Below are 15,425 nucleotides of genomic sequence, written 5' to 3'. Positions count from 1 at the left end.
CCCTCTGGGATGTATGTTGTTGACAAGGCGCAGTGTAGAGGCGATCATCGAATTGAAAAAGCGAAGATAACTTGAGAATTACTTCGTAAAAATCTGAGTTATTCACCTGATAATGAAAACCGACATCAATTTCCGTCACCTGTACTACTTCTGGGTCGTGGCCAACGAAGGGGGCATCACGCGCGCCGCCGAGCGCCTGGGGCTCGCCGTGCAGACGGTCAGCTCGCAACTGACCCTGCTCGAACAATCGCTGGGCAAGACGCTGTTCGCGCAGCAGGGCCGCCGCCTCGTGCTGACGGAGGCGGGCCGGCTGGCGCTGGGTTATGCCGACCAGATCTTCCTGCTGGGCGAGCAGATGCAGGAAGCGCTGAACGAATTCGACAGCGGCCGCACCCGCCTCACGGTGGGCATCTCAGACTCGCTGCCGAAGCTGTCCGCGTATCGCATGCTGGAAGCGGTCACGCGGATGGACCGGCCGGTGCGCATCGTCTGCTACGAAGACCAGTTCGAGGCCCTGCTGGCCGACCTCGCGCTGCACAAGCTGGACGTCGTGCTGACCGACCGCGAAGTGCGCGCCGGCGCGACGTTGAAGGTGTTCAGCCACCAGCTGTTCGACAGCGAGATGGTGGTCGTGGGCGCCTCCGCGCTCGCGCAGCGTTACGGCGGCGCGGGCGACGGTTTCCCGCAGAATCTGAACGGCGCGCCGTTCCTGCTGCCGGCACGTAATAATGCCCTGCGCGGCAAGATCGACGAATGGTTCGTGCAGCACCACGTGCGGCCGGACGTGGTCGGGGAGTTCGAGGACAACGCCCTCCTCAACACGTTCGGCCGGCGCGGCCTGGGCCTGTTCTTCGCGCCGGCCGCACTGGCGGACGACGTGGCCGAGCAGTTCGGCGCCGTGCGGGTGGGATCGGTGCCGAGCGTGCGCGAACAGTTCTACATGATCTCGAGCGACCGCAAGATCATGCATCCGGCGGTCGAGGCCATCCTCGCGGGGTCACAAAAGACCGGGGGCGGCACCTGACCGTTACAATGCAGCTCGACTTTTGCCTTTGGATCGAACATACCGTTTATGCAAAATGTATTACTCGTCGTTCTCGCGCTGCTGCTGGTGGCGCTGAACGGCTTCTTCGTGGCGGCCGAATTCGGCATCGTCACCCTGCGCAAGACCCGCGTACGCGCAATCGCCAAGACGGGCGGCCTGCGCGGACGCATCCTGTTCAAAGTGCACGGCCAGCTGGACGCCTATCTCTCCGCCTGCCAGCTGGGCATCACGCTCGCGTCGCTGGGCCTGGGCTGGGTCGGCGAACCCGCTTTCGCGAACCTGCTCGAACCCGTGTTCGCGCTGATCGGCGTGACGAGTCCCAAGATCATCCACGGCGTCTCGTTCGCCGTCGCGTTCAGCGTGATCTCGTTCCTGCACATCGTCGTGGGCGAACTGGCGCCGAAATCGCTGGCGATCCGCGTGCCGGAAGCGGTGGGCCTGTGGAGCGCCGTGCCGCTGTACGGCTTTTACTGGGCCATGTACCCGGCCATCTGGCTGCTCAACGAAAGCGCCAACCTGGTGCTGCGCGTCGCCGGCCTGTCCGGCGTGGGCAGCCACGAGACGCATTATTCGAACGATGAACTGAAGCTGATCCTGCGCACCAACACGGGCACGCCGGGCGAGCGCTTCACGCACGACGAGCGCCACATCCTCGCGCAGTCGCTGGAATTTTCGCAGCACACGGTGGCCGACCTGATGCGGCCGATTAACGAGGTGAGCGCGCTGTACGCGAGCCGCACGCTGGAGCAGAACCTCGACACGGTGCGCCGCAACCGCTTCTCGCGCTACCCGTATTTCGACGAGGACGGCGAAGAAGTGCTGGGCGTGATCCACCTGAAGGATCTGTTTTTCGCCGAGCAGTCCGGCAAGCACGTCGACGACCTGACGGAATACCTGCGCCCCGTCGACCTGATCTCGGCGCGCACGCCGGCGATCGAACTATTCCGCCGGTTCCGCGGCGGCGCCCCGCACTTCGCGCTGATCGGCGAAAAGGGCAAGCGTCCCGTCGGCTTCATCACGCTGGACAACCTGCTGGGCGCCATCGTCGGCGAGATCCGCGACGAATTCCGCCTCAACGAGAACGACTGGCTGCCGCAGGGCGACGGCACCTACATCGGCAAGGCGAGCCTGCCCATCGTGTCGCTCGAACGCGTGCTCGGCATCGACATCGACAACGAGGCGATGGGCCTGGACGAAGTCGAATCCGTCGGCGGCCTCCTGATGGCCAAGCTGGGGGACATCCCCAAGCAGGGCCAGCGCATCGAATTCCCGAAGTTCGACGTCGTCGTCAAGAAGACCAACGGGCCGCGCATCCTGCTCGTGAAAGTCATTCCGCAACTGGAGCGCGGCGCGGACGAGGACGATCTCGACTGACGGCGCGCGGGCCGCGAGCGCCGCGCCGACAATCTCCCGCAGCCGCCAGGTTCGGCGGGTCGCGTGGAAAATTGTGAATTTTCCACACCCTTCTTTTTGCTATTCTGCTTGCCAATCGCTCACCCACCCATTGGCAGACTCCGCATAAAGGAGAGGTTTTGGACAAGATCCCTGGAAAGAACACCCGCCCCTATCCCCGCGCCCGCGACACCGTGGCCGTGGTCACCGCGCTGCTGCTGTCGGCCTGCGGCGGTGGCGGCGGCGGCACACCGGCCGGAGGCGGCTCGCCCCCGACCGCGCCCGTCACACAGGCGCCCGCGATCACGTCGCAGCCGGTTGCGCAGGCCGTAACCGCCGGCCAGTCCGCCACCTTCACCGTGAAGGCCAGCGGCGACACGCTGTCTTACCAGTGGCAGCGCGACGGCAAGGATATCGCCGGGGCGACGTCGGACACCTACACGCTGGCCGCCGCCCAGGCGAGCGATAACGGCGCCGCGTTCACCGTCGTCGTCAAGAACGCCGGCGGCAGCGTGACGAGCAGCCAGGCGACCCTGAGCGTGACCGCGGCGGCGCCGCCGGCGCAGGGACTGTCCGTGCTGGCCGGCACGCTCGGCGGCCCGGGCAATGTGGACGGCATCGGCGGGCGCCTGGCGTATCCGCTGCGGATCGCCATGAGTCCGTCCGGGACGCTGTACGTTGCCGACAACACGGGCACGCTGGCGTGGGACGGCTATCGGCCCGCGGTCTCGGGCAACCTCGCGTTGCGGACAGTGAACGTCGCCACCGGCGACATCGGCACCGTCAAGGCGGCGCCGCTGACGAGCACCGTTGCCGTCGCCTTCGACAAGAGCGGCTACCTGTACGAGTCGGATGGGTCGGCGGTCTACAGGACGGCACCCGGCGGCCAGCGCAGCCTGTTCGTCGGTTCCGCCACGGAGATCGGGGAAGTCGACGCCACGGGCGGCGCGGCGCGTTTCACGCAAATCAGGGCGCTCGTCGCCGATGCCGGCGGCAATGTCTACGTGGGCGAATCGAGCTTCCTGCGCAAGATCTCGCCGCAAGGCATCGTCACGACCGTCGCGGGCGGCGCCGGCACCGATGCAGCGGGCAATCCCAGGGACGGCGTCGGCGGCAACGCCAGCTTCAGCGGCATCGCCGCCCTGGCGATCGACGGCAACGGCAACCTGCAGGTGCTCGACAACTCGCGCGTGCGCGTGGTCACGCCCGCCGGCGCGGTGACGAGCCGTACGCTCAAGGGCGACGCCACCATCGCCGCGTCCTATGCGGGCAACGACGGCATCGCGGTCGACCAGGCCGGCAACCTCTACGTCACCTACACGCAGGCCGGATGCCGGATCCTCAAGGTCGCGCCCGACGGGCAGGTGACCACCCTCGCCGGCCAGCCGGACCACCGCGGCAGCAACGACGGCGCCGGCACGGCGGCCACCTTCTGCAAGGACACGAGCGCGGATCCGCTGGCGAGCCCGAACGGCAGGATGAGCAACCTGACGGTCGACGCGGCCGGCAATCTCTACGTCGCGGACACCGACAACGTGACGATCCGCCGCATCGCGCCCGACGGCACCGTGAGCACGGTCGCCGGCCGCGCACCCTCCGTCGCGAACGTGGACGGCACCGGCGCCGGCGCGCAGTTCGTCGTCAGCACCTACGATCCGCACGCGGGCACGCACCCGTTTGCGGCGGTGGCGGCCTACGATCTGGCGGCCGACGCGCAGGGCAATTTCTACGTGCGCGAGAACGACCGCATCCGCCGGATCACGACGGCCGGCAACGTCACCACCCTGGCGCCGCAAACGACGGGCCTCGCCGACGCGCGGCTGTACCTCGGCGGCCTGGCGTTCGGCGGCAGCCCGGCGGTCGTGTCGCAGCGCATCGTCAGCCGCGTCAACGCGGACGGCAGCCTGGCGTTCCTGGCCGGCGGGGGCGCCCAGGCCCCGATCGGCGATGGTACCGGGGCGCAGGCAAGCTTCTATTCGATCTCGGCCCTCGTCGGCGATGCGCCCGGCAACCTGTATCTGCTGGATGCCGTGCCGGGCGGCGTCGGGTCGGGCGACACCGGCTACGTCCGCAAGATCACCCCGGCCGGCGCCGTCACGACGCTGCCGGCCGGGCAGCGATTGCCGGGCCTCGCCGCCGCCGACGGCAGCAACTGGTACGTGTCGTACCTCGGCGAGGTGACGAAGGTGCAGGCCGACGGCACGTCGACCGTGGTGCGCCAGCTGTCCGCCACGGCCGGCGCACGCGTCGTCGCGAGCGCGCTGGACCGGACCGGCAACCTCTACGTGGCCTGGCACGAAACGCCGAACTGGTATGCCGTGCACAAGATCACGCCGGCCGGCATCGACACGATCGTCGCCGGTACGCCGAGCCAGTACGGCGTGCGCCCGGGCGCGCCGGGCAGCCTTGGCCCGGTCGATGCGATGACGCTCGGCGCCGACGGTTACGTCTACGTCATGAGCGAGAACACCGTGCTGCGTATCGTGCCGTAGGCATCGGCGCGGACCGGCCCGCGCGGCGATTCAAGCCGGGCGGCCCGGCCGCGCACGTCGCCGCCACGGCCGGCGTGCCGTCACATCGCGCCCGCCTGCCTGGCTTCGTCGCGATACCGCCCCGGCGACTTGCCCACGAGCCGGCGGAAATCCGACGTGAAGTGGGCCTGGTCGAAATAACCGAGACCGTGCGCGAGCGCGGCCAGGTCGACGTCGGCACCGGTCGCCAGGCGGTCCGCCGCCTCGTGCAGGCGGAAGCGCCGGATCACCCACTTCGGGCTCACGCCCACGTACTCGCTGAACAGCTGCTGCAGGCTGCGCACGCTCATGTGCGCCGACGCCGCCAGTTCTTCCACCTGCGTCAGCCCGGGCGTAGATTCCACGGCGCGCAGGATGCCGGCGATCCGGTCGACCTGCGGGTCGGGCGCGGGCAGGTCCGTGCGCAGCAGCGCGCCCGCCGCCTCGATCATCGCGGTGTCGTCCAGCGTGTCCAGCACGGCGTCCTGCGCCGCCGCCTCGTCCCACGGGAACACGGCGGACAGCGGCAGCACCTGGTCCGTGATCGTGTGCAGCGGCCGGCCGAGGAAGGCGCGGAAGGCGCCGGGCCGGAAGCGCAGGCCGCACACCTTGCCCGCGTCCTTCAACTCGTAATCGAAGGAGCCCGTCGTCAGCCCCCAGATGCCCGTGCGGGCACGGTCGAACACGACGTGCACGCACGGATAAGGCAGGGTGCGTTGCGTGTGCGGCGGGCATCCCTGCAAGTCCCATTCGACGACCCAGTAATGGTCGAGAAAAGGCGCCAGGTCGGGTGGCGGCAGGTAGCGCCCGAGGCGGAACATCTTGCCGGCGAGCGCAGGTGCGACCACGCCCTTGGCGCGGTCCGTGACGGTGGGTGGTGTGTTCATTGCGCCATTCTAGCGCGCGTTTTTCCAAGACGGCGGCAGCAAGCCCGCCTATGCTGTCGGTTCACCGCCATCACGAGGATCCCATGAACCTGACCCTGTTCCACGCGCCGAACTCCCGCTCCGGCGCCGCTCGCATCCTGCTCGAAGAACTCGGCGCCACGTACGACCTGCACGTGCTGAGCCTCAAGAAGAACGAGCAGCGCGCACCCGGCTACCTGGCCGTCAACCCGATGGGCAAGGTGCCCGCCATCCGGCACGGCGACGCCCTCGTCACCGAACAGCCGGCCATCTTCATCTACCTGGCCGACCTGTTCCCGCAAGCCGGTCTCGCGCCGGCGCTGGCCGATCCGCTGCGCGGGCCGTACCTGCGCTGGCTCGCGTTCTACGGTTCGTCGTTCGAGCCGGCGATCACCGACCTGGCCATGAAACGCGAGCCGACGCCGCCGACGATGTGTCCCTACGGCGACTACGACACGATGCTGTCCACGCTGACGGCCCAGCTGCGCGCCGGCCCCTGGCTGCTGGGCGAGCGCTTTTCCGCGGCCGACGTCCTGTGGGGCACGGCCCTCGGGTGGGCCACGATGTTCAAGCTCGTGCCGGAACTGCCCGAGGTCATGGCCTACATCGACCGCGTCAGTTCGCGTCCGGCCGCGCGCCGGGCCGCGGAAGCGGATGCGCTGCTCGCCGCCGCGCAGGGTTGATCACGCCGGTCGCCAGCGCCGTCCCCAGCACGATCAGGGCGCCGCCGGCGGCCATCGCCTTCGTAAATGTCTCGCCGAGGAACAGCACGCCCCACAGCACGCCGAACGCGGGCACGAGGAACGGCACGGCCATTGTCTTCGCCGCGCCCACGCGGGCGATCAGGCGGAAGAACAGCACGTATGCGAGCGCCGTGCAGCCCACGCCCAGGCACAGCAGCGCGACCCAGGACCGGGCCGACGGCGACGCGTGCGGATGCAGGGCCAGCGCGGCCGGCGCCAGCACGAGCGCCGCGGCCAGCTGGCTGCCGGCGGCGGCGGCCAGCGGCGGCACGGCGGCCAGGTAGCGCTTGCTGAAATGGGCGGAAAACGCATACAGCATCGTGGCCGCCACGCAGGCCAGCACGGCCCATCCCGTCGTGACGGCGCTGGCCCCCGGCTTGAAGCTGGCGCCTTCCGCCACCAGCCACAGCACGCCGCAAAACCCGAGCGCGAGCCCGGCGGCGCGCACGCGGCCGATGGCTTCGCCCAGCCACACGCGCCCGATGACGGCGGCGTACAGCGGCGTGGCCGCGTTGAAGATCGCGGACAGGCTGGCATTGATGCCCAGCGCCGCCAGCGCAAACAGCACGAACGGCAGCGCGGAATTCGTCACGCCCACGAGCAGCACCGGTTTCCAGTGCCGGCGCAGCGCGCCCGCGTCTCCGGCGAGCAGCGGCAGCAATAACACGGCAGCGATCGCGGCGCGCGCGCCGGCCAGCGTCAACGCGCCGAATTCGCCGGCGCACATGCGCATGAACAGATACGATGCACCCCACAGCGCGGCCAGCGCCGTCAGGCAGGCCAGGTCGGATTTCTTCATGGTGTCGTCCCCGTTGGTGGTGCGGTAGCGGCGAGCCGGTCGAGCGTGCGCAGGAAGGCCGGCGCGTCCTGGAAGCCGATGACGCGCGCATCGGCGATCTCGCGTCCGCGGCCGTCGAACAGCAGCACCGCGGGCGGCCCGAACAGGCCGTAGCGCTTCAGCAGCGCGCGCGCGGCCGGACCGGCGGTCGTGACGTCGGCACGCAGCAGGCGCACGCCGGCGAGCCGCGCCCGCACGGCGGGCACGTTGAACGTCCGCGCTTCCATCTCGCGGCAGGCGACGCACCAGTCGGCATAAAAGTCGAGCAGCACCGGCTGGCCGTCCGCCAGCGCGGCGTCCAGCGCGGCCGTCGTGGCAACGGGCGCGAAGCGCGGGCCGTCCGCGCCGGGCGTCCGGAACGCCGACGTCAACGGCCACGCCGCCGCCAGCGCGAGGGCCAGCGCCGCATGGCGCGCCCAGCGGCCGCCGCGCAGCAAATAAAGCGCATACGCGATGCCCAGCACGGCCCAGCCGACCGCCGCGACGCGCGCCGGCAGCAGCGGCGCCACGATCCACCAGCCCGTCGCCAGCAGCACGACGCCGAACAGGATTTTGACTGCGCCCATCCATGCGCCGGCCCGCGGCAGCAGGCGTCCCGCCGACGTCCCGAACACGAGCAGCGGCACGCTCATGCCCGCCGCCAGCGCGAACAGCGCCACGCCGCCCAGCAGCGCGTCGCGCGTGCGGCCGATCCACACCAGCACCCCGGCCAGCGGCGGCGCGACGCAAGGGCCGAGGATCAGCGCGGACACCGCGCCGGCCGCGAACGTGCCCGCGAGCCTGCCGCCCGGATGACGATTGGCGGCGCCGGCCAGCCACGCCTGCAGCGCCGGCGGCAGTTGCAGGTCGTACAGCCCGAACATCGACGACGCGAGCAGCGCCAGCACCGCGCCGAACGCGCCCAGCACCCACGGGGTCTGCAGCGCGCCGGCGATGGATTCGCCGGCCAGGCCGGCCGCCACGCCCAGCGCCGTGTACGTCACCGCCATGCCGAGCGCGTACGCCGCCGACAGCGCCAGGCCGCGCCGGCGCGGTCCGCCACTGCGGCCGCCATCGCCGACGACGAGCGCCGACAGGATCGGCACCATCGGCAGCATGCACGGCGTGAACGCCAGGCCCAGGCCGAGCGCGAGGAACAGCGGGACGATCACGATGAGGCGCGCGCCGTCCAGCGCGCGGCCGATGCGGTCCGGCGCCGTCTGCCGCTGCGGCGGCGCGGCGGTGACGGAGGCCGGGGCAGAGGCGGCGCGCAGCGTGAACGTCGCATCCTGCGGCAGGTAGCACAGGCCGGCGTCCGCACAGCCCTGCGAACGGACCGCGAGCGTGAACGGACCGGCCGCCCGTACCGGCACGCGGATCGTCACGCGGTCGTGGTACACCTCGACGTCGCGGTGCTGGATCGGATCGTACTTGCGCAGTCCCGGCGGGAACTGCGGCGCACCGAGCGTCGCGCCGGTGGCGTCGAAGGCGAAGCGTTCGCGGTACAGCGCATGGCCCGGTGCGATGCGGGCGGTCACCGCGACGGTGTGGTCGTCGGCCAGCGCGGCCGTGATGCGGAAGGCGTCCTCGGGATCGAGGAATCCAGGCGCGGCGAACGCGGGCACCGCCAGCGCGGCCAGCAGCGCAAGGCGCGCGAGCCAGGACCAGAGGCGCATCATGGCGCGCCCCGTTTGGCGATGGCGCGCAACGCTTGCTCGATGCCCCGTTCGTCGGGTCCCAGCACGCGCGCCACGCGGCCCTGCGCGTCGAGCAGCACGATGCTGGGAATGGCGCGGATGCCGAAGGCGGCGAACGCCGCGCCGTCGCGGTCGAGCGCGAGCGGCGGCGTGCCGGGATGCGCGCGGCCGTAGTCGGCCAGTTCGGCGGGCGACGTCCACAGCGGCGCGGCGACGGCCAGCCAGTCCACGTCGCCCTTCTGCGCGAGGCGCGTGGCGTCCTCGCGCACGCGGCGGCAGGCCTGCGCGGTGGCCGGGCGGCTCGCGCTCAGGTAGGTTTCGCACCACGGCGAAAAGAACACGAGCGCCCGCGGCTTGCCGGCCGTGCCGACGCCGGCCGGCAAGCCGCCGAGCGTCGCCAGCGCAATGCCGTCGACCTTGTCGCCGACCCGGAACACGCGCGGCGCGGCCGCCTGCGGCGCCAGCGCGACCGGCTGCGCCCCGGCCGGCCGCGCGGCGGCGGCCTTGTCCAGCGCGGCGTGCAGGGCCGCGTCGTCGAGGTGGCCGACCCAGGCGATTCGGCCGTCCGCGCCGATCAGCACGTGCTGCGGCGTCACGCGCAGGTTCAGCCGGCGTCCGAGGCTGCCGTCGTCGAGCGCGATCGGCATCGTGAGGCCGTGGTGGGCGCGGTAGGCGCGCACGTCGGCCTCGGTGTCGCTGAAGCCGACATTGACGGCGATGACGTCGATGCGCTTGCCGTACTGGCGGTAGATGCGTTCGAAGCCCGGCATCTGTTCGCGGCACGGCACGCACCACGTGGCCCAGAACTTCAGGTAGACGGGCTTGCGGCCGTAGCGGGCCGCGAGGTCGATGGTGCCGCCGCCGAGCGTGCGCAGGACGGCGGCGGGCGCGGGTTGGCCGATCAGGGGTTGTCCCGCGCGCGCGGCGCGCGCGGCGCCGTCGTCCGCGGCCGCGTTGGCCGCACAGGCCAGCAGCGTGGCGACGATGGCGATGAGGCGTGGGAGGATCATACGGTCCTTCATGGGTGACGGTGGATGAGGCTTTCATCGTAGCCACCGCTTGGATCAGGCAAAAGACGCAAGAACTGCATGAATCGCTGTACCATTTACGGATGGACCACGACCTCGCCATCCGCATCGACCGCAGCGCGCGCACGCCGGTCACGAGCCAGATCGCCGCCGCGATCGGCGCCGCCATCCACGACGGCCGCCTCGCGCCGGGCGCGCGCCTGCCGTCCTGGCACGACCTGGCCGCGCAGCTGGGCGTGGCACGCGGCACGGTGCGCGCCGCCTACGACAGCCTGCGCGACCAGCAGCTCGTCGTCACGGCCGGCGCGGCCGGCACGCGCGTGGCTCGCCAACCCGTGCCCGCGCGCACCGCGCCCGCCGGCGAGCGCCCGGCCGCGGCGCCGGCGCGGCGCGTGGCGCCGGTGCCGTTCCAGGTCGGCGTGCCCGGCCAGGACGTGTTCCCCTTTAAAACGTGGTCGCGCATCATGGGGCGGGCGGCGCGCACGGCGGCCGCGCTGCCGCTGGGGTATCCGGATCCGCGCGGCGAACCCGTGCTGCGCGCCGCCATCGCCGCCTACCTCGGCATCGCGCGCGGGATCGCCTGCCACCCGTCCCAGGTGTTCGTCGCGAACGGCTACGCCGCGGCCCTCGGCCTTGCGCTGCGCGCCCTGCGGCTGGAGGGACGCAGCGCCTGGGTCGAGGACCCGGGCTACACCTCGGCGCGCGACGTGCTGATGCAATACGGCGTGACGCCGGCGCCGGTGCCGGTCGATGCCGAAGGCCTCGACGTGGCGGCCGGCATGGCGCGGACGCGCGGCGCGGCGCTGGCCGTCGTCACGCCGGGACAGCAGGCGCCGCTCGGCATGACCATGTCGCTGGCGCGTCGGCACGCGCTGCTCGACTGGGCCGCGGCGCACGACGCCTGGATCGTCGAGGACGACTACCTCGGCGAACTGCAGTTGCAGGGACGCGCGACGCCGGCACTGGCGGCGCGCGACCACTCGGGCCGGGTGCTGCACGTCGGGACCTTCAGCAAGACCATCAGCCCGGCCTTGCGCGTGGCCTTCCTCGTCGTCCCGCCCGCGCTGGCGCCACTTGTCGCCGACGTGGCCGATGCCTGCGCGGCGGCGCCGGCGCCCGCGATCCAGTTCGCCATCGAGGAATTCCTGCGCGACGGCCACTACCTGCGCCACCTGCGCCACATGAAACGCGTGTACGGCGAACGCCGCGCCGCGCTGTGCGCCTGCCTGCGCGGCCTGGGCCTGCCCCATGCGGAGGCCGGCCTGTCCGTGCTTCTGCCGCTGCCGGACGGCGTGGACGATGCCGCGCTGGCCGCGCGGGCGCGCACGGCCGGCCTGGCGCCGTCGCCGCTGTCGTGGTGGCGCGCGCAGCGGGATGCCGGGCCCGGCGGCCTGCTGCTGGGTGTGACCAACGTGCCGCCAGCGCAGGCACAGGCCGCGTGCACCCTGCTCGCCGGCTTGCTGCGCGACGCGATGCCTGTTCCACCGGCCGCCGCCGGCCGCTAGAATGGCGGGCCGTCCACCGCCCTTCGACCTGCCCGACCACTCATGACCGAACCGACTTCCGGCGCGCGCCTGCGCGGCCTCGACCTGCTGCGCGCCGCCGCCATCCTGCTCGTCCTCATGACCCACTACTCGGGCTTCGTGAGCCAGAGCGCCACGTTCGGCGTGATCGGCAAGGTCGGCTGGGCCGGCGTCGACCTGTTCTTCGTGTTGAGCGGCTATTTGATCGGCAACCAGCTGCTGGCACCCGCCGCGCGCGGCGCAGCCTTGTCGCTGAAGACGTTCTTCGTGCGCCGCCTGCTGCGCACGCTGCCCAATTACTACGTCGTGCTGGCCCTGTACTGGATGTTCCCGGGTCCCCCTCTCGGCGGTTCCGGCATGGCGCCGCCGTGGCGCTTCCTCACGTTCACGCAGAACTTCGGACTCGCCTACGGCCAGACGTTCACGCATTCCTGGTCGCTGTGCATCGAGGAGCAGTTCTACCTGCTGCTGCCCCTCGCCGTGCTGGCGCTCGCCCGCATCCGCTTCCCCGTGCGCCTTGCGTGGGGCTTGCTGATCGGCGCCATCGCGGCGGGCGTGGCCACGCGCGCCGCCGCGTACGCCCTGCACGGGCACGATGCGTTCACGGCCGAGGTCTATTATTCGAGCTTCTGCCGTGCCGACGAACTGCTGCCCGGCGTCGCCATCGCGCTGCTGCGCAACTTCCACCCCCACGCGTTCGCACGGCTGCTGCGCCACGCGAACGCACTGTGCGCCGCCGGTCTCGCCATGAGCGCCGGCGTGCTGGCCTGCATCCACCTCGACTGGCCGGCGACGCTCGTCACGTCCGCCTTCGGCTACTCGCTGCTCGCGATCGGCTTCGGCCTGCTGACCTGCGCGGCCCTCGCGCCGCACTGCGTGTTGAACCGCGTGCGCATTCCGGGCGCGTCGGCGCTGGCGCTGTGGTCGTACGCCGTCTACCTCGTGCACAAGCCCGTGTTCATGGCCCTGCGGCCGCAGTTGGAGCGGCTGCACGTCGATGCCGGCGCGCCGGCGACCGTCGTCGCCGTGATGGCCGCGGGCGTCGCCGGCGGCTGGGTGCTGTACCGCTGCGTGGAGACGCCGTTCATGCGCCTGCGGGCGCGCTGGACGGCCGGCGCGCGGCCGGCCCGGCTGGTTCCCCAGTCCGCGGAATAAGCGGTATGCCCGCCCGGCGGCTACTGCGCGCCGCTCTCCGGCATGGGCGGTGCGAACGGCAGCGAATGAAACGGCGACACTTCGATACAAAATATCTTTGTTCTTTCATCTGTTAAATCACAAAAGTCGGCAATTTACCTTTATTATTTGAACACGATGTTCAATTACTGTCAGGCGATTTCCGAACAAAAGTGATGCATGTCTTCATGGGCTACGTCGCCTGAAGACAAGCCATTCATACTCACCATTCGACATCTGGAGGTCTTCCACATGGCGGCTGATACCACCTCGTTTCCTCAAACGCAAATCGCGCAACGAGACATCGCATTTATCGATACCTCCGTTTCCGGCTATCAGACCATCGTGGACGGCATCCGGCCGGGCGTCGACATCTGTCTGATCGACGGCGCCCACGACGGTTTGGCGCAAATCGCCGCCGCCCTGGAAGGACGCCATGACATCGCGGCCGTGCATATCTTTTCCCACGGCGAATCGGGCGCCCTGCAATTGGGCAGCACCCGTCTATCGCTGGACAATATGGGCGATTACGCCGCCGATCTGGCCGTCGTGCGCGCGGCGATGGCGCCCGGCGGCGACCTGATGGTCTATGGCTGCGATGTCGCTGCCGGTGACGCCGGCCAGGCCTTCGTCAATGCGCTGGCCCATGCCACCGGCGCCGACCTGGCCGCTTCGGCCAATTTGACGGGCAGTGTGCTGCAGCATGGAGACTGGGTACTGGACACGCAGACCGGACCGATCGAAGCCGCCGTGGCGCTGGGCGCGGCCGGGCAGCAGGCGTTCGCCGGCGTGCTCGCCATCGGCAGCGAAAATTTCGATGCCCTGGGCCTGATTACCAACACGAACCCGAACGAAATGCTCGCCGGCAATTGGAAATTCACCACCGCCGTTGCGACCGACATGGCCGTCGCGAACTCCGATCCTGGCGAGTTTGCCGTTTATCTCAACGAAGATGGTCCCACCGGGGATCGTGCGGTCATCCTGAACTACAACTTTTCCCTGGGGGTGACCCAGTACACGATGGGTTCGGCCGATGGCAGCAACTTCCAGTTATCGTCCTTCGCCATCGGGCAAGTCGGCGGCGCCGCGTCGTCGGTCGTGACGATAACGGCCTATTCGAATGGCGTACAAGTCGCCGGGCCGCAATTGGTCGACCTGTCCACATCGAATACGTACGGCGATATTACGTACACCATGGTGCATGACGATGGCGGCGGCCGCGCCGGCTCGTTGTCCTTCGATTCCGCCTATGCCAACATCGACGAAATCGACTTCTCCTTCGCCAGTGATGCAAACTTGGACATCGACGATATCGTCGCCACTCCGGTATCTGCGGACACGACGGGCCCGGTCTTCTCGTCGGCGACGGTCAACGGCAGCACGCTGGTGATGACCTACACCGACGCGAGCGCGCTCGACGCCACCAACGTGCCGGGCACCGGCAATTTTGCGGTCACGGCAGGCGGCAATGCCGTCACCGTCGACACCGCCGTCGTGAACGCCAGCGCCAGGACGGTCACGCTGACGCTGCATGGCCCGGTGGCCAACAACCAGGCGGTGACGGTGGCCTACACGGATCCGAGCGCGGGCAATGATGCGTCCGCGATCCAGGATGCGCTCGGCAACGATGCGGCATCGCTCATCGCGACCAGCGTGACCAATCTCACGCCCGACACCACGCCGCCGGTGTTCGCCTCGGCGTCGCTGGACGGAACGACCCTGGTGCTGAGCTACACCGAAGCCAACACCCTCGACGCCGCGCACGGCCCGCTGCCCGGCGCCTTCACGGTGATGGCGGCCGGAACGCCGGTGCCGGTCAGCGCGGTGTCCGTGGACGCCGCCGGCAAGACCGTCACCCTCACGCTGTCCGCGGCTGTCCTGTACAGCCAGGCGGTGACCGTGGCCTATGGCGACCCCACCGGCGCCAACGACACGAATGCGATCCAGGACGCGGCAGGCAACGATGCCGCATCGCTCACCGCCACCAGCGTGACCAATAATACGGCCGATACCACGCCGCCGTCGGTAAGCGGCAATATCGCCGTCCCGGCGAACGGTACCTACGTCGCCGGCCAGGCGCTGAGCTTCACCGTCACCTTCGACGAGAACGTCGTGGTCACCGGCACCGACAGCACGCTCGGGTTGACCATCGGCGGCACGGGACGCAGCGCCACCTTCGCGTCCAGCACGGCCAATTCGATCACCTACACCTACACGGTGCAAGCAGGCGATGCCGATGCAGACGGCATCGCGGTCGGCGCCATTTCTTCGGGCACATCGACCATCCGCGACGCGGCCGGCAACAACGCCAGCCTGACGCTTTCCCGCCACGTGCCCGCCACCACCGGCATCCTGGTCGACACCATCGCGCCGGCGATCAGCGGCAACGTGAGCGTGCCTGCCAACGGCACCTACGTGGCCGGCCAGAATCTCGATTTCACCGTCACGTTCGATGAGAACATTGTCGTCGCCGGCAGCGACAGCACGCTCGGCGTGACTGTCGGCGCGACGGCGCACAATGCCAGTTTCCTGTCGAGCAGCGGCAACACGATCACCTACCGCTATACCGTGCAGGCCGGCGATACGGACGCC

General features: G+C 70.0%; 11 protein-coding genes. 7 read left to right on the top strand and 4 right to left on the bottom strand.

Annotation, left to right across the window (positions count from 1 at the left end; all coding sequences use genetic code 11):
* Positions 1-112 precede the first annotated feature (112 nt).
* The 3 genes from U9J41_RS12965 (at position 113) to U9J41_RS12955 (ending at position 4,929) form a co-directional block, all read left to right on the top strand.
* Positions 113-1,024: a LysR family transcriptional regulator gene (locus U9J41_RS12965; protein ID WP_322402603.1), complete on the top strand. Its 912-nt coding sequence runs from the start codon at positions 113-115 to the stop codon at positions 1,022-1,024.
* A 48-nt stretch (positions 1,025-1,072) separates the two neighbouring features.
* Complete coding sequence (locus U9J41_RS12960) at positions 1,073-2,419, top strand: hemolysin family protein (protein WP_322402601.1); 1,347 nt, start codon at positions 1,073-1,075, stop codon at positions 2,417-2,419.
* A gap of 158 nt (positions 2,420-2,577) precedes the next feature.
* Positions 2,578-4,929, top strand: coding sequence for an NHL domain-containing protein (locus tag U9J41_RS12955; RefSeq protein ID WP_322402600.1), 2,352 nt, complete (start codon positions 2,578-2,580; stop codon positions 4,927-4,929).
* Positions 4,930-5,009: 80 nt separating this feature from the next.
* Here the strand turns inward: U9J41_RS12955 and U9J41_RS12950 are convergent, their stop codons facing one another.
* On the bottom strand, positions 5,010-5,834 hold the full coding sequence (locus tag U9J41_RS12950) for a helix-turn-helix domain-containing protein (protein WP_322402599.1): 825 nt from the start codon (positions 5,832-5,834) through the stop codon (positions 5,010-5,012).
* 83 nt (positions 5,835-5,917) lie between these two features.
* Between U9J41_RS12950 and U9J41_RS12945 the strand changes: the two genes are divergently transcribed.
* Positions 5,918-6,535: a glutathione S-transferase family protein gene (locus tag U9J41_RS12945; protein WP_322402598.1), complete on the top strand. Its 618-nt coding sequence runs from the start codon at positions 5,918-5,920 to the stop codon at positions 6,533-6,535.
* On the opposite strand, the gene U9J41_RS12940 is transcribed toward U9J41_RS12945, so the two are convergent.
* Genes U9J41_RS12940 through U9J41_RS12930 form a run of 3 tightly spaced genes read right to left on the bottom strand, consistent with a single transcriptional unit; the run spans position 6,468 to position 10,119 of the window.
* Entirely contained in the window at positions 6,468-7,394 is a 927-nt protein-coding gene (locus U9J41_RS12940; RefSeq protein WP_322402597.1) for a DMT family transporter, read from the bottom strand. The two genes, U9J41_RS12945 and U9J41_RS12940, sit on opposite strands and share 68 nt — an antisense overlap.
* Complete coding sequence (gene dsbD / locus U9J41_RS12935) at positions 7,391-9,091, bottom strand: protein-disulfide reductase DsbD (protein ID WP_322402596.1); 1,701 nt, start codon at positions 9,089-9,091, stop codon at positions 7,391-7,393. The genes U9J41_RS12940 and dsbD overlap by 4 nt, the downstream gene beginning before the upstream one ends.
* Positions 9,088-10,119 (bottom strand): TlpA family protein disulfide reductase, encoded by a 1,032-nt coding sequence (locus U9J41_RS12930; RefSeq protein WP_322402595.1) that lies wholly within the window; start codon positions 10,117-10,119, stop codon positions 9,088-9,090. Before U9J41_RS12930 ends, dsbD begins: the two co-directional genes overlap by 4 nt.
* A gap of 101 nt (positions 10,120-10,220) precedes the next feature.
* Here U9J41_RS12930 and pdxR point away from each other — a divergent pair, with 101 nt between their 5' ends.
* The 3 genes from pdxR to U9J41_RS12915 form a co-directional block, all read left to right on the top strand.
* Complete coding sequence (gene pdxR, locus U9J41_RS12925; protein ID WP_322402594.1) at positions 10,221-11,642, top strand: MocR-like pyridoxine biosynthesis transcription factor PdxR; 1,422 nt, start codon at positions 10,221-10,223, stop codon at positions 11,640-11,642.
* Positions 11,643-11,684: 42 nt separating this feature from the next.
* Positions 11,685-12,815, top strand: a complete 1,131-nt coding sequence (locus U9J41_RS12920) for an acyltransferase family protein (protein WP_322402593.1) — start codon at positions 11,685-11,687, stop codon at positions 12,813-12,815.
* A 270-nt stretch (positions 12,816-13,085) separates the two neighbouring features.
* The coding region (locus U9J41_RS12915; RefSeq protein ID WP_322402592.1) for a DUF4347 domain-containing protein at positions 13,086-15,425 on the top strand (2,340 nt) is incomplete at its 3' end.

It is taken from the genome of Massilia luteola (assembly GCF_034420155.1).
GTDB classification, from domain to species: Bacteria; Pseudomonadota; Gammaproteobacteria; order Burkholderiales; family Burkholderiaceae_D; genus Telluria; species Telluria luteola.
This window is presented reverse-complemented; position numbering and strand designations above follow the sequence as displayed.